Genomic DNA, 18,457 nt, shown 5'->3' with positions numbered 1-18,457 from the left:
ATTTGCGTCAGCCCACGAGGTGAGGGTCGGGGGCGTTGACGAGCTCGCCTTCGATCCATACGTTGCGTACGTCGGCGGGGGTGCCGAGGGCGAACATCTTGGCCAGGGCGTCGCCGGCGTCCGTGGCGTGGGTGAGGCCGACGTCGAGGGGCGTGCTCGTGGCGGGCTTGATCCACTGGGCGTCGAAGCGGCGGCCGACGCAGAAATCGCCGACCGCGGCCCCGAGGCCGAGGGCTTCTGCGCCCGCGCGGGTGGCCAGGTGGAGGAGGTGGGCGGGGGTCAAGGGGTGACCGGCCTCGCCGAGGAGCTGCTGGGCGACGTACGCGCTCAGGCCCTCCTTGAGCAGGGAGAACCCGGTGCCGGCGCCGACGTCGGAGCCCATCGCGACCCGTACGCCGTGGGCGCGGTGGCGGGCCAGCGGGAAGAGGCCGCTGCCGAGGGCGGCGTTGCTGGAGGGGCAGTGGGCGACGGCGGCACCGCGGGCGGCCAACAGAGCGAGCTCGGGGTCGGTCGGGTGCACGTTGTGCGCCAGGACGGTGCCGGGGCCGACCAGGCCGTGCCGGTCGTAGGACGTCACGTAGTCACAGCCGAAGAGCGCCTCGACGGTCTCGATCTCGCGGGTGTTCTCGTTGACGTGGGAGGTCAGCATCGCCCCCGGTACGGCACGCAGTACGTCGCCGCAGGCCGCGAGCAACGGGTCGGAGCACGACAGCGAGAACCGCGGCGTCACGGCGTAGCGGGCCCTGCCGACCCCGTGCCAGCGCGCCGCGAGCGCAAGAGACTCCTCGCGGGCCCGGTCCGGGTCGGTGAACAGGTCCTCGCGGATGAGCCGGTCGCTGACCACGAGGCCGCTGGTGATCCGCAGCCCGACGCGGGCGGCCTCGGCGAAGACGGTGTCGACCGCGGGCGCGAAGTGGCTGCCGAAAACCAGCGCGGTCGTGGTGCCGGCGCCGACCAGGCCGCGTACGAAGTCGCTGGCCACGCCCTCGGCGTAGGCCGGGTCGGCCAGGCGCGCCTCTTCGGGGAGGGCGCACTGGTCGAGCCAGTCGAGCAGCGGCAGGCCGAGCCCGCCGATGACGCGTACCTGCGGGAAGTGCACGTGGGTGTCGACGAATCCGGGCAGCACGAAGCCGCCGGAGAGGTCGACGACCTCCTCCTGCGGGTGCTGGCGGTGCAGGTCGGCGTAGCTGCCGCGGGCGCGGATCACGCCGTCGCATACGAGCAGCGCGCCGTCCTGCTCCGTGCGGAGCTGACCGCCGGTGAAGGGGTCGTCGGGAGTGTCGAGGAAGGTTCCTCGGAAGAGCGTCATCGTGGGGTTCACCTTGGTTGTTGTTCGGTTGACGCGGGTTCGCCCGCGAAGATCTGGAGCAGTCGGGCCGCGACGCTGACCGCGATCGTGGCGGGTTCCTTGCCGCCGAGATCGGGAAGTCCGATGGGTGTGGTGATGCGGGCGATCGCCTCGGGGGCGTGGCCCTCGTCGGCGAGCTTGGCCCGGAACCGGCTCCACTTGGCGCTCGAGCCGATCAGCCCGATCGACGCCAGATGCCCGGCGCGGAGCGCAGCGTCGCACAGGGCGGCGTCCTCGGCATGGTCGTGGGTCATGACCAGGACGTGGGTGCCCTCGGGCAGCTCGCCGATGACGAGCTCGGGCAGCACCGGCACCTGGTGGACGTGGATGCCGGCGACGGCGTCGTCCAGCCCGCGCAGCTGCTCAGGCTCGAGCTGGGCGGTGCGGGAGTCGACCAGGTGCAGCTCGAGATCGTGGCGGGCGAGGATGCGCGCCAGCTCGAGCCCGACGTGGCCCATCCCGAAGATGGCGACGGACGGTACGACGGGCAGCGGCTCGAGCAGCAGCTCGACCTCGCCACCACAGCACTGGACGCCGTGCTGGTAGGGCGCCTTGTCGGAGAGCGACACCTTCAGCGTCTCAGGCACCGCACGGTCCTCGGCCAGCATCGCGCGGGCGCGCTCGATCGCGACCGCCTCGAGGTTGCCGCCACCGACGGTGGCCCAGGTGCGGTCGGCCGATACGACCATCTTCGCCCCGGCCTCGCGCGGCGAATGACCGCGCACGGACGTCAGGGTCACCAGTACGCCGGGGACCCGCTGCTCACGCAGCCGCTGGACGGCCTTCAGCCACTCCATGTCGTCACCTCCCGCTCACCAGGGCCGGCTCGGCACCGATGTCGCTGGGCGCGGGGGCCTGGGGCGTACGCGCTTTGTCGAGCGCCCAGTAGACCGCCTCCGGCGTCGCCGGGGAGGCCAGGTCGACGCTGATGCCGGCCGGGCCGAAGGCGGCGGCCGCCTCGCGCAGCGCCTCGCGTACGGAGAAGGCGAGCATCAGCGGGGGCTCGCCGACGGCCTTGGAGCCGTAGACGGCGCCCTCCTCGTGGGCCTTCTCGAGCAGCTTCACCCGGAAGTCCTCGGGCATCTCGGAGAAGCTCGGCAGCTTGTAGGTGCTCGCCGCCTGCGTCGCCAGCCGGCCCCGGTTGGGGCCGTCGGAGGTGTCCCAGCGCAGGTCCTCCAGGGTCAGCCAGCCGGCGCCCTGGACGAAGCCGCCCTCGATCTGACCGATGTCGATCAGCGGGCTCAGGCTGTCGCCGACGTCGTGGACGATGTCGACGCGTCGCAGCGTGTAGGCGCCGGTGAAGCCGTCGACCTCGACCTCGGACGCGGCCACCCCGTTGGCGAAGTACTTGAACGGCTCGCCCTGCATCACGTTGGGATCCCAGTGCAGGCCCTCGGTGCGGTAGAAGCCGGCCGCCCACAGCTGCACCCGCTGGTGGTACGCGACGTTGACCAGCTCGTTCCAGCCGATCTCGCCGGAAGCGGGGGAGAGACCGTGGACGACACCGTCGTCGAAACGTACGTCGCTGGGGCTGATCCCCAGACGACCGCCGGCGACCTGGGCGAGCCGCTCGCGGATCTGCTCGCAGGCGTTCTTGATCGCGGCCCCGTTGAGGTCGGCGCCCGAGCTGGCCGCTGTCGCCGAGGTGTTGGGAACCTTGTCGGTGCGCGTCGGTGCCAACCGGACCCGGGAAAGGGGCAGGCCGAGCGCGGTAGCGGCGACCTGGAGCATCTTGGTGTGCAGGCCCTGGCCCATCTCGGTGCCGCCGTGGTTGATCAGCACCGAGCCGTCCTTGTAGACGTGGACGAGGGCGCCGGCCTGGTTGAAGGCGGTGAGGTTGAACGAGATGCCGAACTTCACCGGCGTCATCGCCAAGCCTCGTTTGGTGTGCGGATGGCGACGGTTGAACTCCCCGATCTCCGCGCGCCTCCGCGCGACCTCGCCAGAGTCGGCGACCTGGTCCCAGCAGGCCGCCAGCCGATCGGCCTGGCGTACGGGCTGGCCGTAGGGGGTGGTCTGGTCCTGCTGGTAGAAGTTGCGGCGGCGCAGCTCGAGCGGGTCGATGCCGAGCAGCGGTGCGCACCGGCCGAGCAGGTCCTCCATGACGAGCATGCCCTGCGGTCCGCCGAAGCCGCGGAAGGCGGTCTGCGAGGTCTTGTTGGTACGCGCCACCCGGCCGTCGACGCGGATGTCGGGCACCCAGTAGGCGTTGTCGATGTGGCACAGCGCGCGGGCCAGCACCGGCTCGGAGAGGTCGAGGCTCCAGCCGCCGTCGGCGGTGAGCGTGGCCTCGAGGCCGAGGATGTGGCCATCGTCGTCGAACCCGACGCGCCAGGTGCTGTGGAAGCCGTGACGCTTGCCGGACATGGTGATGTCCTGGGTGCGGTTGAGACGTAGCCGCACCGGACGCCCGGTCAGGGTGGCGCCGAGCGCGGCGATGGCGGCGTAGCCGTGCGGCTGCATCTCCTTGCCGCCGAACGCGCCGCCCATCCGCAGGCACTGGACGGTGACCTCGTGGCTCGGGACGCCGAGCACGTGGGCGACGATCTCCTGAGTCTCGGAGGGGTGCTGGGTGCTGCTGTGCACCAGCACCTGGCCACCCTCGTCGACCAGGGCCAGCGAGACGTGGGTCTCGAGGTAGAAGTGCTCCTGGCCGGCGAACTCGAACTCGCCCTCGAAGACGTGGGCGGCGTTCTGCAGAGCCGCCGTGACGTCGCCTCGCTCGAGGTTGCGTGGGGTGCCCTGGAAGCTCTCCGCCGCGATCGCCTCGGTCACGGTGACCAGCGAGGGCAGCGGCTCGTAGTCGACCTCGACCGCGGCCGCGCCCAGCCGGGCCGCCTCCTGGGTCTCGCCGAGCACCCAGCACACCGCGTGGCCGTGGAACATCACCTCGGTCGGGAAGAGCGGCTCGTCGTGCTTGACGCCCGCGTCGTTGACGCCGGGTACATCGTCGGCGGTGAGCACACGGACGACCCCCGGGACCGCGTACGCCGGTTCGGTCCGCATCGCGGTGATCAAGGCGTGAGTGTGCGGGGCCTGGACCGGCCAAGCGTGCAGCGTGCCGGCGATCCGGCCAACCAGGTCGTCGGTGTAGAGCGCCTCGCCGGTGACGTGCAGCGCGGCGCTCTCGTGCGGGAGCGGGATCCCGACGATGGGATTCTCGGGACGTTCGGACAGGGCACTCATGCCAGTGCCTCCTCCAGGTCGACAGGCCGGTGGGTGTGGAACAGGCGCAGCAGAGACTGGCCCAGCATCGCCGAGCGGTAGGACGCGCTGGCGCGGTGGTCGTCCATCGGTGTGCCCTCGCCGGCGAGGACGGTCGCGGCGCGGCGTACGGTCTCCTCGGTCCAGGGCCGGCCGACCAGGGCGTCCTCAGTGGCGACGGCACGCAGCGGGGTGGCCGCGACGCCGCCCAGGCCGATCCGGGCGCGGACCACGGCTCCGTCGGCGATCTCGAGCGCGTAGCCGACGGCCACGCTGGAGATGTCGTCGAAGCGGCGCTTGGCGATCTTGTGGAAGCCGACGAGCGGGGCGAGCGGCAGCGGGAGCCGTACGCTGCGGATCAGCTCGTCGGCGGCCCGGACCGTCTCGCGGTAGCCGGTGAAGTAGTCGGCCAGCGGGACGACCCGCTCGCCGCGCGGCGAGGCCAGGACGACGTCGGCGTCGAGCGCGAGGAGCGCCGGCGGGGCATCGCCGATGGGAGAGGCGGTGCCGATGTTGCCGCCGATCGTCGCGCCGTTGCGGATCAGGCGCGAGGCGAACTGCGGGAAGAGCTCGGCCAGGAGCGGGACCCGCCCGTCGAGGCGACGCTCGATCTCGGTCAGGGTGAGCGCGGCGCCGATCTCGATCGTGTCGTCGCCGACCGTGAGCGAGCGGAGCTCGGGCAGCCGGTCCACCGCTACGACCAGCGGCGCCCGGCGGCCGCGGATGTTGACCTCCACACCCCAGTCGGTCGAGCCGGCGACGACCTGCGCCTCCGGCCGCTCGGTGAGCAGCGCGAGGGTGTCGGCGAGGGTCTCGGGACGTACGAACTCGGCACCGTCGACGGCCAGCCGGGTCGGGCGCGGCGCGGGCGGCGGTGCCTGGCGACGTGCCGCCAGTGCGTCGTCCTCGGCAGGTGCCCCCAGGGCGTACGCCGCGTCGCGGATCGGGCGGTAGCCGGTGCAGCGGCACAGGTTGCCGCTCAAGGCGTGCAGGTCGACCCCGTTCGGGCCGTGCTCGTGATCGCACGGCTCGGCCTCGGCATCGGCGGTGCGCCCGGGGCGGTAGAACTCCGCGGCCAGGCTGCAGACGAAACCAGGGGTGCAGTAACCGCACTGCGACCCGCCGCGTACGGCGATCTCCTGCTGCACCGGGTGGAGGTCGCTGCTGCTGCCGAGGCCCTCGCTGGTGACCAGCTCCTGGCCGTCGAGCGCGGCGACCGGGACCAGGCAGGCGTTGACGGCGGTCCACTCGGTCGCGGTGTCGGTGCCGGGGCGGGCGACCAGCACCGAGCAGGCGCCGCACTCGCCCTCGGCGCAGCCCTCCTTGGCGCCGGTGAGGCCGCGGTCGCGCAGCCAGTCGAGGGCGGTGGTGTGGGTGGCGACCCCGGTCAGGGGCACCTGGTCCCCGTTGACCGTGACACAGGGGGCGCTGGGTGTGGTCATGACTGGCTCCGGATCGGGTTGCGGGTGCGGGCGCTGTGGATCGGGTTGGCATCCCGCAGGAAGTCGTCGAAGCGGTGGCCGGCGATCTTGGCGATCTCGATCAGCGCGGCGGCGTGCTCCTGCCGTTCGCAGTTGCCCAGCCGCGCGCGGCCCTCGGCGAGGATCCGGTCGAGCGAGTCGGAGTCGCGTACGGAGATGACCAGCGGGAAGCCGAACCGCTCGTGGTAGGCGTCGGTGAGCGAGGCCAGCGTCTCCTGGTCCGGCTCGGCCAGGTGGGTCAGGCCGCGCGAGGACTGGTCGCGCAGCGACTCCTCGCCGACCATCCCGTCCGAGACCAGGCGCGAACCGAGCTCGGGGTAGGCCTCGATCAGCTCTCGCTGCTCCTCGACGGAGCCGCTGAAGAGGGCGTCCTGGAACGCGCGGCGCAGAGCGTGCGTGTCGGCGAAGGGACGCTGCTCCCAGGCCCGCTCCACCATCCACCGCGGCCCCTGGAAGAGACCGTCGAACGTCTCCACGAACTCCGTACGTCCCATCTGGTTGACCTGGTCGAGCCGGACGCCCTCGCCGGGCTGGCCGGCGACGGCGGGGCCGTAGTCCGGGCCGACGTGGTGGAACAGGATGTTGAGCAGGATGGCGGTGAGGCTGCCGAGGGTGATGCCGCTGCCGAAGATGATCTCGGCCCACCCCGGGACGGCCTGGGCGACCTCGGGCTGCGCGGTGACGTACATCGCCAGGCCGACGCTGGTTGCCACGATGACCACGTTGCGGTGGTCGTGGAAGTCGACCTTGCTGAGCGTCTGGAAGCCGACCACCGCGACGGTCGCGAACATGGCCAGGGCGGCGCCGCCGAGGACCGGGTGCGGGATGCCGGCGACGATCGCGCCGACCTTGGGGAGCAGCCCGATCAGGACCATGATCAGGCCGGCGGCCGCGACGACCCAGCGGCTCTTGACCCGGGTCAGCCGGACGAGTCCGACGTTCTCGGCGAAGCAGGTGTAGGGGAAGGAGTTGAAGACGCCGCCGATGGTGGTGGCCAGACCGTCTGCGCGCAGGGCCCGGGCGATGTCCCTGCGGCCGATCCGCTTCTCGACGATCTCGCCGGTGGCGAAGACGTCACCGGTGGTCTCGACGGCGGTGATCAGCATGACGACGATCATCGACACGATCGCGGCGGCGGAGAACTGTGGCCAGCCGAAGTGGAACGGGGTGGTCACCCCGACCCAGTCGGAGCCGGCGACCGCGTCGAAGTGGGCATCCCCGAGGGCCCAGGCGACCAGGGTGCCGACGACCAGGCCGACGAGCACGGCGACGGTGGCCATGAAGCCCTTGAAGACCCGCTGGATGATCACGATCAGGGCCAGGGTGCCCAGCGCGTACGCCATGTTGCGGCCGCTCGTGGGGTCCGAGGTCGGGCCGGCGCCGCCGGTGGCGTCCGCGGCCGCGATCGGCAGCAGGGCGATGCCGATGATGGTGATCACCGAGCCGGTCACGACCGGCGGGAAGAACCGGATCAGCCGGCTGAAGTAGGGGGCGATGAAGAAGGTCGCCAGACCTGCGACGATCACCGCGCCGTAGATGACGAGCAGCCCGTCGGTGCCGCCGCCGGCCGCGAGTCCGATCGCGATCATCGGCGAGACGGCGGTGAAGGTGACGCCCTGCAGCAGCGGCAGGCGTACGCCGACCTTCCAGAAGCCGACCGACTGGATGATCGAGGCGATGCCGCAGGTGAACAGGTCGGCGTTGATCAGGTGGATCAGCTCCTGCTGGCTCAACCCGATCGAGTTGGCGAGCAGGATGGGGACGATCACCGCCCCGGCGTAGAACGCGAGCACGTGCTGGAGGCCGTAGACGGCGAGCTTGCCCGCCGGGAGGACCTCGTCGACGGGGTGGACGGGGCGGCCACCGTCCTTCTTCTGGGGCCTCATCGACCTCAGGACTGCTCTCGCGTTCATCCTCACACCTTTCTCGGGGGCGCCCTCGGTGGGCAGGTGAGCTGTGACTTACCCCACAGCCTGGTCTCTCGGGGCCCCGAGCGGCACCCGCCGATCATCCGAAGATGACGTCACCGCGGATGCGGGCTTTGTGTGATGCTCCAGAATGACGTGCGGCCGGTTGCAGGGTGGTTTCGAACCGGTTTCGGAGGCTGTTTCTTACAGTGATCTGAGGGCGAGGAAGACGTCGACCCGGTCCTCCATCGTGGTCAGATCACGGCCGGTCAGCTCCTCGACCCGGGAGATCCGGTAGCGCACGCTGTTGACGTGGAGATGGAGCGATTCAGCCGTACGCGTCCACGACCCGGCGTACGTCAGGAACCGGTCGAGCGTCGGCACCAGATCGCTGCCGGTGCGCTGGTCATGATCGAGGACGGGGCCGAGGACGCGCTGCGCGTAGGTGCGGCGGATGTCGTCGGGGACGGTGGCGAGCAGCAGTACGTGCGAGGTGACCTCCTCCGAGCTGGACAGCGCCACCGCGCCGCCGCCGGAGCGGGCGACCCGGTGCGCGAACCGGGCCTCCTCGAGTGCCCCGGCCAGAGCGTCGACGCCGCTCTCGCCGCTCAGCCCGACCGACAGCGAGCCGCGGACCAGTGCCGGCGCCAGCCGGGTCAGCGAGCGGCGCAGCTGATCGGTGAGGTCAGGGCGGGACGGGAGGAAGGCGACGGCACAGCCGTCCCGCGCGCTCGCGACGACGGACGGCCCCAGGCCGAGAGCCACATCCTCGAGCACCGCGGCCACCGCGTCCGGCGGGCCACCTGGCCCGAGCTCGGCCACGGCGAGCACGAGCGGACGCTCGGGATCGAGCCCGGACTGGCGTAGCCCGGTCGCGATCTCGGCAGGTGAGGCACCAGCCTCCAGGTGGGCGAGGGTCGCGGCCGCGAGTGGTCGCCGAACGCGAAATCCCTCGTCGCGCCGGGATCGGTCCAGTGCTGTGATGGCACCGAACTCGTGGACCATGTCGAGGTCCTCCCGCGGCCAGGTGGTGTGGTCGCCCTCGACCGCCACGGTCCATCCGGTGAGGCGGTCGGCCAGACCCGATCCGATGGGGAACAGGGAGTAGCTGCGGTCGCCCACTTCGGCCACGGCGGGCAGCAGGTCGGCGGTCAGGAAGCGGCGGGTCAGCGCGTCGACCGTCTCCGGATCGAGCTCGCCCGGTCCGGGTACGACATGGCGCCCGCTCGCGGTGAGCACCCGGCACGCGTGGCCGATCTCGGAGGCGACCCGGGCGGCCAGCTCGTCGAGGCTGCGGCCCGAGGCGATGGCGGAGAGCAGCTGGCGCTGGCGGGCCAGACTGGCCGACATCCGGGCGCTCGCACCCGCGGCACCGGCAGCCGCGACGTACTCGGTGACGTCGGCGAACGCCACGTCACCGGGCACCTCCACCAGGGCGACCTGATGGCGGCGGCAGGCGTCGACGAGGTCGTCGGGAACCGCGCCGAGCAGGGCGGCTCCGGCCAGCAGACAGGTCGCGCCACCCTCCGCGATCGAGGACACGAACGTCTCGCTGTCCTCCGGCCCGCGGCGCCAGACGAGTCCGGTGAGCACGAGCTCGCCGCCGTTCAGATAGCGCCCCGGCTCGAGCAGGTCGATCGTGATCGTGCGCCCCACCGGACGCTCCAGCGACCCCTCGGGTGCGTGCAGGAGTCGCAGGCCCAGGCTGGGCGTCTCCAACAGCTCTGCAAGTAGCACGGTGCCTCCACCGGTCGCCGGTCCATATCGGCCGCGTCTTGGAGGAACGTACAACGCCCGCACATGTACGCGGGAGGCCCGTTGTCGTTTCTTCACCACTTTGCGGCCGAGTCCTGCTCGGGGTTGACGTGACTCCGCTCACATCCTTATATTTCGAATGTCAGAAATCAAATTCCGCAATACGGAAGGAACGGTGTGATGAACCACCAGCTCCGGTACGAGGTGAACTGCTCGATCCTGTTCACCGAGCTCCCGCTGCTCGAGCGCCCCGCGGCGGTGAAGGCCGCCGGCTTCGACGCGGTGGAGTTCTGGTGGCCGTTCGCCGAGGCGGTGCCGTCCGACAAGGACGTGGACGCCTTCGTCGCCGCCGTGCAGGACGCCGGGGTGCACCTGGTCGGCCTCAACTTCTTCGCCGGCGACATGCCGGGCGGCGACCGCGGCCTGGTCTCGTGGCCGGCTCGTTCGGCGGAGTTCCGCGACAACATCGAGGTCACGATCGGCATCGGTGGGCGGCTCGGCTGCACGGCGTTCAACGCCCTCTACGGCAACCGCGTCGACGGCGTCGCCGCCGAGGCGCAGGACGAGCTCGGCGCCGAGAACCTCGCGCTGGCCGCCCGCGCTGCCGCCCGCATCGGCGGCACCGTGCTGGTCGAGCCGGTCAGCGGTGCCGACCGCTATCCGCTGCTCACCGCCGCCGACGCGATCTCCGCGATCGACCGCGCCGGGGAGGCCAACATCGGCCTGCTCGCCGACCTCTACCACCTCGCCGTGAACGGCGACGACGTCGATGCGGTGATCGCTGCGTACGCCGCTCGTATCGCCCACGTCCAGATCGCCGACGCCCCGGGCCGCAACGAGCCCGGCACCGGCGAGCTTCCCCTCGAGCGGCAGCTCGCCGCGCTCGAGGCGGCTGGGTACGCCGGCTGGGTCGGGTTGGAGTACAAGCCCGCCACGACCTCGGCCGAGAGCTTCGACTGGCTGCCGCGAGAGCGCCGCAGCGCCGCCACGTCCACCCACTGACCACCCCGTAGGAGGGAACATCATGACCAACATCGCCTTCATCGGACTCGGCATCATGGGCAGCCCGATGGCCGCCCACCTCGTCGAGGCCGGTCACACCGTCGCCGGTTTCGACCACAGCCCCGAGCGCACCCAAGCCCTGGCTGCAGCGGGCGGCCGCGCGGCCACCTCGACCGCCGATGCCTGCCGCGACACCGACGTCGTCTGCGTCATGGTCCCGGACTCACCCCACGTCGAGGAGGTCCTCGCCGCTGAGGGCGGCGTCTTCGAGACCGCCCCCGCCGGCGCGCTGATCATCGACTTCTCCAGCATCCGCCCCGACGTGAGCGCAGCGCTCGCCGAGCAGGCCACGGCGCGTGGCTTCCGCATCCTCGACGCCCCGGTCTCCGGTGGCGAGGCGGGCGCGAAGAACGCGGCCCTCTCGATCATGGTCGGCGGCGCGGCTGACGACTTCGCCACCGCGAAGCCGCTCTTCGACGCCGTCGGCAAGACCATCGTCCACGTCGGCCCGAGCGGCGCCGGCCAGACGGTCAAGGCGGCCAACCAGCTCATCGTCGCCGCCAACATCCAGGCGCTCTCGGAGGCGGTCGTCTTCCTCGAGGCGTACGGCGTGGACACGAAGGCCGCCCTCGAGGTGCTCGGTGGCGGGCTCGCTGGGTCGAGCGTGCTCAACCAGAAGAAGGAGAACATGCTCACCCGTTCCTTCCAGCCCGGCTTCCGGATCGACCTGCACCACAAGGACATGGGGATCGTCACCGCCGCCGCCCGCGAGGCCGGCGTCGTGGTCCCGCTCGGCTCGCTGGTCGCCCAGCTGATGGCGAGCGCGCGGGCCAATGGCGACGGCGGCCTGGACCACTCCGCCTTGCTGCGTGGCGTCGAGCGCTTCAGCGGCTCTGGCATCAAGGGAGGGAACTGACATGGCACGCATGCGCGCGGTCGACGCCGCCGTCCTGATCCTGGAGAAGGAGGGTGCGACCCAGCTGTTCGGCCTCCCCGGTGCCGCGATCAACCCGTTCTACAGCGCGATGCGCAAGCACGGCGGGCTCCAGCACGTGCTCGCCCGCCACGTCGAGGCAGCCTCGCACATGGCCGAGGGCTACACCCGGGCGAAGGCCGGCAACATCGGCGTCTGCATCGGCACCTCCGGCCCGGCCGGCACCGACATGATCACCGGGCTCTACTCGGCCTCCGCCGACTCGATCCCGATCCTCTGCATCACGGGGCAGGCCCCGGTCGCGAAGCTCCACAAGGAGGACTTCCAAGCGGTCGACATCGCCTCCATCGCCGGATCGCTCACCAAGATGGCGGTCACCGTGATGGAGCCCGCCCAGGTCCCGGGCACCTTCCAGAAGGCCTTCCGGCTGATGCGCGAGGGACGTCCCGGCCCGGTCCTGATCGACCTGCCGCTCGACGTCCAGCAGGCCGAGATCGACTTCGACATCGAGACGTACGAGCCCTTGCCGATCGCCAGGCCGGCGGCCAGCCGTGCCCAGGCGGAGAAGGCCCTGGCGATGATGCTCGGCGCGGAGCGCCCGCTGATCGTCGCGGGCGGTGGCGTCATCAACGCCGACGCCTCCGACCTGCTCGTCGAGCTCGCCGAGGTCACCGGGGTCCCTGTTGTCCCCACGCTGATGGGCTGGGGGAGCATCGCGGACGACCACCGGCTCAACGCGGGCATGGTCGGGCTGCAGACGTCCCACCGCTACGGCAACGCGACCATGCTGGCCAGCGACTTCGTGCTCGGTATCGGTAATCGGTGGGCCAACCGCCACACCGGCTCGGTCGAGACCTACACCCACGGACGTACGTTCGTGCACATCGACATCGAGCCGACCCAGATCGGCCGGGTCTTCGCTGCTGACTACTCGATCGTCTCCGACGCCCGCGCGGCGCTCGAGGTGCTCATCGAGGTCGCGAAGGAGTGGGCTGCGGACGGCCGCGTCGCAGACCGCACCGCCTGGGCAGAGGAGTGCGCCGAGCGCAAGCGGAGCCTGCAGCGCAAGACGCACTTCGACAACGTCCCGATCAAGCCGCAGCGGGTCTACGAGGAGATGAACCGGGCCTTCGGGTCCGGCACCCGCTACGTCACCACGATCGGTCTGTCCCAGATCCAGGCGGCCCAGCTGCTGCACGTCTACAAGCCGCGGCACTGGATCAACGCCGGCCAGGCCGGCCCGCTCGGCTGGACCCTGCCGGCCGCCCTGGGAGTCGCGACCGCGGTCCCCGACGGCCAGGTCGTCGCGCTGTCGGGCGACTACGACTTCCAGTTCCTGATCGAGGAGCTGGCGGTCGGCGCGCAGTTCAACATCCCCTACATCCACGTGGTCGTGAACAACTCCTACCTCGGCCTGATCCGCCAGGCTCAGCGCGGGTTCGAGATGGACTACTGCGTGGAGCTCGCCTTCGACAACGTCAACAGCCCCGAGCTCGACGGCTACGGCGTCGACCACCTCAAGGTCGCCGAGGGCCTGGGCTGCAAGGCGATCCGGGTGACCGATCCTGCCGATCTCGGTGCCGCCTTCGAGAAGGCCAAGGCCCTGATGGCCGAATACCGCGTGCCGGTGCTGGTCGAGGTCATCCTCGAGCGCGTCACCAACGTCTCGATGGGCGTCGAGATCGACGGCGTCGTCGAGTTCGAGGAGCTGGCCGAGCGTGGTGAGCACGCCCCGACCGCGCTCGTCCCGCTGGACTGATCACCCCATGGTCCGCGTGCTGGTCGCCTCCGACAAGTTCAAGAGATCGCTCACCGCCGCCGAGGTCGCGGCGGCGGTGAGTACCGGGATCCGCCGGGGGAGTCCCGGCGTGGTCGTCGACGCGATCCCGGTCGCCGACGGTGGCGACGGCACCCTGGCGGCGGCCGAGTCCGCCGGGTTCGTCCTCGTGCCGGTCCGCGTGACCGGTCCGACGGGTGAGCCGGTCGAGACGGCGTACGCCCGTCGCGACGGAGTCGCGGTCGTCGAGCTCGCCGACGCTTCCGGGTTGGCGCGGCTGCCGGGTGTGCCGGATCCGATGCGGGCCTCCAGCCTCGGCGCCGGGCAGGCGATGGCGGCCGCGATCGATGCGGGCTGTCGCCGGATCGTGCTCGGGATCGGCGGCAGCGCCAGCACCGACGGCGGAGCGGGTCTGCTCTGCGGGCTTGGCACCAGGCTGTTCACCGTTGCCGGGGACCCGGTGGGTCCGGGTGGAGCCGGGCTCGAGGAGGTCGCCCGGATCGAGGTCGACGAGCTGCGCCGGCGCCTCGAAGGGGTCTCGGTCACCGTCGCGTGCGACGTCGACAACCCGCTCACCGGTCCCGCCGGCGCCGCCGCGGTCTATGGCCCGCAGAAGGGCGCCGATGCGGACCAGGTCCGACGGCTGGACGCCGCGCTCAGCCGCTGGGCATCTCTGGTGGCGTCATTCACCGGGACCGATCTCCGTGGCCACCCCGGTGCCGGAGCGGCCGGCGGTGTCGGCTTCGCCGCACTCGCCCTGCTCGGCGCGGAGCTGCGATCGGGCATCGAGCTCGTGCTCGAGCTGGTCGACTTCGCCGCCGGGCTGGACGGCGCGCACCTCGTCGTCACCGGCGAGGGCGCGCTCGACGAGCAGACCCTCAACGGCAAGGCACCGGCCGGCGTCGCCGCCGCGGCCGCACGCGCCGGTGTCCCGGTCGTGGCGGTCTGTGGGGTCAACCATCTCGACCGCGACCGGCTGCATGCGGCCGGAATCGGCGCTGCGTACGCCTTGACGGACATCGAACCCGACCGGCAGCGCTGCCTGACCGAGGGCGCCGCCCTGCTCGAGCAGATCGCCGAGCAGATCGCTGCCGACCATCTCATCAAGGAGGACGCATGAGCGAGCGGCGGAATGCTCACCGAGGCGATGTCCTGAGCCTGTCGAAGGGTAACTCGGCGAGCGTCCACGTCCTTCGTGGAGTTCCGCGAGGGGACTGCAACGAGACCGAGGTAACTCGGTCGGCATCCCAGGAGGCCGCGGCATGAGACTGCTGAGTGTGGGGCCGCCGGGCCAGGAGCGCCCCGCGGCACTGGATTACCAGGACGTACTGCGCGATCTATCGGCCGTCGTGCCGGCGATCGACGGCGACCTGCTAGGCGACCCGGTGCGGCTCAGGTTGATCCAGGACTTGATCGCCTCGGGCAGTCTCCCCGTCGTCGCCGACGGCACCCGGATCGGACCGCCGGTGGCCCGGCCGGGCAAGGTCGTCGGGATCGGGCTCAACTACGAGGACCACGCGGAGGAGGCGGGCGTCGCGATCCCGGACGAGCCGGTGGTCTTCCTCAAGCCCTCGACATCGGTCGTGGGGCCTCACGACGCGATCGAGCTGCCGCCGGGGTCGACGATGACCGACTACGAGGTCGAGCTGGGGGTGGTGATCGGGCGCCGGCTGTCCCGGTGCAGAGACCCGCAGCAGGCCTTGGCCGCGGTCGGCGGCTATCTCACCGCCGACGACGTCAGCGAGCGGGCGCGGATCGCGGCCGGGCCGACGTGGGCGAAGGGGAAGTGTGCCGACACCTTCACGCCGATCGGCCCGTGGCTGGTCACGCCCGACGCCGTGGGCGACCCGCAGGCTCTCGGCCTTGAGCTGTGGGTCGACGGCGAGCGGCGACAGCGAGGGACGACGGCTCGGATGGCCTACGGCGTCGGTGAGCTCCTCGCTTTCCTCAGTACGCTGATGACACTCGAGCCCGGCGACCTGGTGCTGACCGGGACACCTGGCGGGGTCGCAGCGTTGCGGCCCGAGCCCCGGCCCTTCCTGCGGGAAGGGCACGTGGTGGAGGCCGAGGTGACCGGCCTCGGGCGCCAGCGGACGCGGGTGGTGGCAGTCGATGAGGCGGAGGTGAGGGTGTGAGTCGAGATCTCGATGTCGTCATCCGGGCGGCGCGAATGGTGACCCCCGAGGGCGAGCGAGCCGGAGCTGTCGGAGTTCGCGACGGCCAGATCGTCGCGATAGCACCGACCGCGGAGGACCTGACCGCGGCCCGGGTGGTCGAGCTCGCCGACGACGAGGTGCTGATGCCCGGCGTCGTCGACGCCCACGTGCACGTCAACGACCCGGGCCGGACGGAGTGGGAGGGCTTCGCCTCGGCGACCCGCGCCGCGGCCGCCGGCGGGGTCACCACGATCGTCGACATGCCACTCAACAGCATCCCGCCCACGTGCGACCTCCCGGCCCTCGATCTCAAGCGCAAGACCGCCGCGAGCCAGGCCTTCGTCGACGTCGGTTTCTGGGGCGGAGCCATCCCGGGCAACGTCGCAGAGCTGCGTACGCTGCACGAGGCCGGGGTCTCCGGCTTCAAGTGCTTCCTACTGCACTCGGGGGTCGACGAGTTCCCGCCGCTCGACGCCGAGGAGCTCGAGCAGGCGATGCGCGAGATCCGCTCCTTCGACGGTCTGCTGATCGTGCACGCCGAGGACGCCCACGCGATCGAGCACGCGCCCGCGGCGGGTGGTGGGGCGTACGAACGCTTCCTGCACAGCCGACCCCGCGGCGCGGAGAATCTCGCCATCGCCCAGGTGATCGAGCTCGCCCGGTGGACCGGCTGCCGCGTCCACATCCTGCACGTCTCCAGCTCCGACGTGCTCGCGATGCTGGCCTCGGCCCGTCGCGACGGGGTCCCGATCACGGCGGAGACCTGCCCCCACTACTTGACCTTCGCCGCGGAGGAGATCCCCGACGGCGCGACGCAGTACAAGTGCTGCCCGCCGATCCGAGAGGCGGCCAATCGCGAGCTGCTGTGGAATGGCCTGCGTGAAGGCGTCATCGACATGGTCGTCACCGACCACTCGCCCTCGACACCCGACCTGAAGGCCCTCGACACCGGGGACTTCGGGGTCGCCTGGGGCGGCATCTCCTCGCTCCAGCTCGGGCTGTCGGCGGTCTGGACCGAGGCAAGGAGCCGCGGCTTCACCCTCACCGACGTCGCCCGTTGGATGTCCCAGGCACCCGCTCGTCACGCCGGTCTCGAGCGCAAGGGCCGGATCGAGGTCGGCCACGACGCCGACTTCTGCATCCTCGCCCCCGGCGACTCCTACGTGGTCGATGCCGCGAAGCTCCATCACAAGAACGCCGTCACGCCCTACCACGGTCGATCGCTCGCGGGCGTCGTCCGCGAGACCTGGGTGCGTGGCGAGAAGATCGACATCGAGGCCGCGCCCCAGGGCCGGCTGCTCACCCGAGAAGGAGCCCGACCATGAGCGAACCCCGCTACTACGCCCCGACCGGCGGCCACCCGTCGCAGCGTGAGCTGACCACCGACCGGGCGGTCTTCACCGAGGCGTACGCCGTGCTCCCCCGTGGCACCATGCGCGACATCGTCACCAGCAAGCTCCCGTTCTGGGAGGGCACCCGACTGTGGGTGATCGCGCGCCCGCTCTCGGGGTTCGCCGAGACCTTCTCTCAGTACATCGTCGAGGTCTCGCCCGGCGGCGGCAGCGACAAGCCCGAGCTCGACGCGGGCGCGGAGGGTGTCCTGTTCGTGGTCGAGGGTGCGCTGACGCTCTCGGTCGAGGGCGAGAAGCACGGCCTCACCCCAGGCGGGTACGCCTTCCTCCCGCCCGGCTCCACCTGGACGCTGCACAACACGAGCGACCAGGTCGCCCGCTTCCACTGGATCCGCAAGGCGTACCAGCGGGTCGAGGGCATCGATGTCCCGGAGCCGTTCGTCACCAACGAGGTCGACGTGCCCGGCGGCGAGATGCCGGGCACCAACGGCGCCTGGAAGACCCAGCGCTTCGTCGACCCCGATGACGTACGCCACGACATGCACGTCAACATCGTCAGCTTCGAGCCGGGCGGCGCGATCCCGTTCCCGGAGACGCACGTGATGGAGCACGGGCTGTACGTCCTCGAGGGCAAGGCCGTCTACCTGCTCAACAAGGACTGGGTCGAGGTGCAGGAGGGCGACTTCATGTGGCTGCGCGCCTTCTGCCCGCAGGCCTGCTACGCCGGTGGTCCCGACCGGTTCCGCTACCTGCTCTACAAGGACGTCAACCGGCACGCCCAGCTGAGCCGGCAGTTCACCTGATGCCCGTCGCGGTCGTCACCGGGGCAGGCTCCGGACTGGGCAGGGTGATCTCGCAGGCGCTGGACGGCGCCGGCTTCCAGGTCGCCCTGCTGGGACGTACGCAGGGCTCGCTCGAGGAGACCGCGTCGGTGATGGCGCGGTCCCTCGTGCTGCCCACGGACGTCGCTTCTGCCCCTGAGGTGGAAGCGACGTTCGCCGCCGTCGTCGGGATGTGGGGCCGCGTGGACCTGCTGGTCAACAACGCCGGCACCTTCGGTCCGAGCGGCGAGGTCGACGAGGTCCCGCCCGAGGAGTTCGCCGCGACGTTGGCCGTCAACGTCACCGGCTCCTTCCTCTGCGCCCGCGAGGCCTTCGCCCAGATGAAGCGACAGGACCCGCGGGGCGGACGGATCATCAACAACGGCTCGATCTCCGCGCACGTCCCGCGACCGGGCAGCGCCGCCTACACGACTTCCAAGCACGCGATCACCGGCCTCACCCGCGCCCTGGCCCTCGACGGCCGCGCCCACGACATCGCCGTCGGCCAGATCGACATCGGCAACGCGGCCACCGAGATGACCGCCGGCATCGCTGTCGGCGCCCGCCAGGCCGACGGCACCGTACGCCCCGAGCCGACCTTCGACCCGCAGCACGTTGCCGACGCGGTCGTCGCCATGGCCCAGCTCCCGCTCGGCGTCAGCGTGCCCGCGATGACGATCCTCGCGACCGGGATGCCGTACGCCGGTCGCGGCTGACGCG

14 protein-coding genes are annotated in these 18,457 nt (G+C 71.3%); 8 read left to right on the top strand and 6 right to left on the bottom strand.

Annotation, left to right across the window (positions count from 1 at the left end):
• Positions 1 to 7: 7 nt before the first annotated feature.
• The 6 genes from AB0F44_RS10795 to AB0F44_RS10770 all read right to left on the bottom strand — a co-directional run bounded on the left by AB0F44_RS10795 (position 8) and on the right by AB0F44_RS10770 (position 9,677).
• On the bottom strand, positions 8 to 1,309 hold the full coding sequence (locus AB0F44_RS10795; RefSeq protein ID WP_357355224.1) for a guanine deaminase: 1,302 nt from the start codon (positions 1,307 to 1,309) through the stop codon (positions 8 to 10).
• 8 nt (positions 1,310 to 1,317) lie between these two features.
• Entirely contained in the window at positions 1,318 to 2,145 is an 828-nt protein-coding gene (gene xdhC, locus AB0F44_RS10790) for a xanthine dehydrogenase accessory protein XdhC (protein WP_357355222.1), read from the bottom strand.
• 4 nt (positions 2,146 to 2,149) lie between these two features.
• A complete protein-coding gene (gene xdhB / locus AB0F44_RS10785; RefSeq protein ID WP_357355220.1) occupies positions 2,150 to 4,534 on the bottom strand; it encodes a xanthine dehydrogenase molybdopterin binding subunit in 2,385 nt (794 codons plus the stop codon).
• Positions 4,531 to 5,994 carry an FAD binding domain-containing protein gene (locus AB0F44_RS10780; RefSeq protein ID WP_357355218.1) on the bottom strand — a complete coding sequence of 488 codons (1,464 nt, stop codon included), beginning with the start codon at positions 5,992 to 5,994 and terminating at the stop codon, positions 4,531 to 4,533. Before AB0F44_RS10780 ends, xdhB begins: the two co-directional genes overlap by 4 nt.
• Entirely contained in the window at positions 5,991 to 7,946 is a 1,956-nt protein-coding gene (gene uraD / locus AB0F44_RS10775; protein ID WP_357355216.1) for a 2-oxo-4-hydroxy-4-carboxy-5-ureidoimidazoline decarboxylase, read from the bottom strand. Before uraD ends, AB0F44_RS10780 begins: the two co-directional genes overlap by 4 nt.
• 198 nt (positions 7,947 to 8,144) lie before the next feature.
• A complete protein-coding gene (locus tag AB0F44_RS10770) occupies positions 8,145 to 9,677 on the bottom strand; it encodes a helix-turn-helix domain-containing protein (RefSeq protein WP_357355214.1) in 1,533 nt (510 codons plus the stop codon).
• A gap of 198 nt (positions 9,678 to 9,875) precedes the next feature.
• Between AB0F44_RS10770 and AB0F44_RS10765 the strand changes: the two genes are divergently transcribed.
• From AB0F44_RS10765 to AB0F44_RS10730, 8 genes are all read left to right on the top strand, one after another.
• Positions 9,876 to 10,697 (top strand): TIM barrel protein, encoded by an 822-nt coding sequence (locus AB0F44_RS10765; RefSeq protein WP_357355212.1) that lies wholly within the window; start codon positions 9,876 to 9,878, stop codon positions 10,695 to 10,697.
• Between the two features lie 22 nt (positions 10,698 to 10,719).
• Entirely contained in the window at positions 10,720 to 11,613 is an 894-nt protein-coding gene (locus AB0F44_RS10760) for a 2-hydroxy-3-oxopropionate reductase (protein WP_357355210.1), read from the top strand.
• Position 11,614: 1 nt separating this feature from the next.
• Positions 11,615 to 13,390, top strand: a complete 1,776-nt coding sequence (gene gcl, locus AB0F44_RS10755; protein ID WP_357355208.1) for a glyoxylate carboligase — start codon at positions 11,615 to 11,617, stop codon at positions 13,388 to 13,390.
• Between the two features lie 7 nt (positions 13,391 to 13,397).
• Positions 13,398 to 14,528: a glycerate kinase gene (locus AB0F44_RS10750; RefSeq protein ID WP_357355206.1), complete on the top strand. Its 1,131-nt coding sequence runs from the start codon at positions 13,398 to 13,400 to the stop codon at positions 14,526 to 14,528.
• Between the two features lie 142 nt (positions 14,529 to 14,670).
• Entirely contained in the window at positions 14,671 to 15,543 is an 873-nt protein-coding gene (locus AB0F44_RS10745) for a fumarylacetoacetate hydrolase family protein (protein ID WP_357355204.1), read from the top strand.
• Positions 15,540 to 16,889 carry an allantoinase AllB gene (gene allB, locus AB0F44_RS10740; protein ID WP_357355202.1) on the top strand — a complete coding sequence of 450 codons (1,350 nt, stop codon included), beginning with the start codon at positions 15,540 to 15,542 and terminating at the stop codon, positions 16,887 to 16,889. The genes AB0F44_RS10745 and allB overlap by 4 nt, the downstream gene beginning before the upstream one ends.
• On the top strand, positions 16,886 to 17,719 hold the full coding sequence (locus AB0F44_RS10735; protein WP_357355200.1) for a bifunctional allantoicase/(S)-ureidoglycine aminohydrolase: 834 nt from the start codon (positions 16,886 to 16,888) through the stop codon (positions 17,717 to 17,719). The genes allB and AB0F44_RS10735 overlap by 4 nt, the downstream gene beginning before the upstream one ends.
• A complete protein-coding gene (locus AB0F44_RS10730) occupies positions 17,719 to 18,453 on the top strand; it encodes an SDR family oxidoreductase (protein ID WP_357355198.1) in 735 nt (244 codons plus the stop codon). Before AB0F44_RS10735 ends, AB0F44_RS10730 begins: the two co-directional genes overlap by 1 nt.
• Positions 18,454 to 18,457: the final 4 nt, after the last annotated feature.

The organism is Nocardioides sp. NPDC023903, from assembly GCF_040639295.1.
Lineage (GTDB): Bacteria > Actinomycetota > Actinomycetes > Propionibacteriales > Nocardioidaceae > Nocardioides.
The sequence above is the reverse complement of the archived record's forward strand: the minus strand, read 5'-3'. Positions and strand labels throughout refer to the sequence as shown.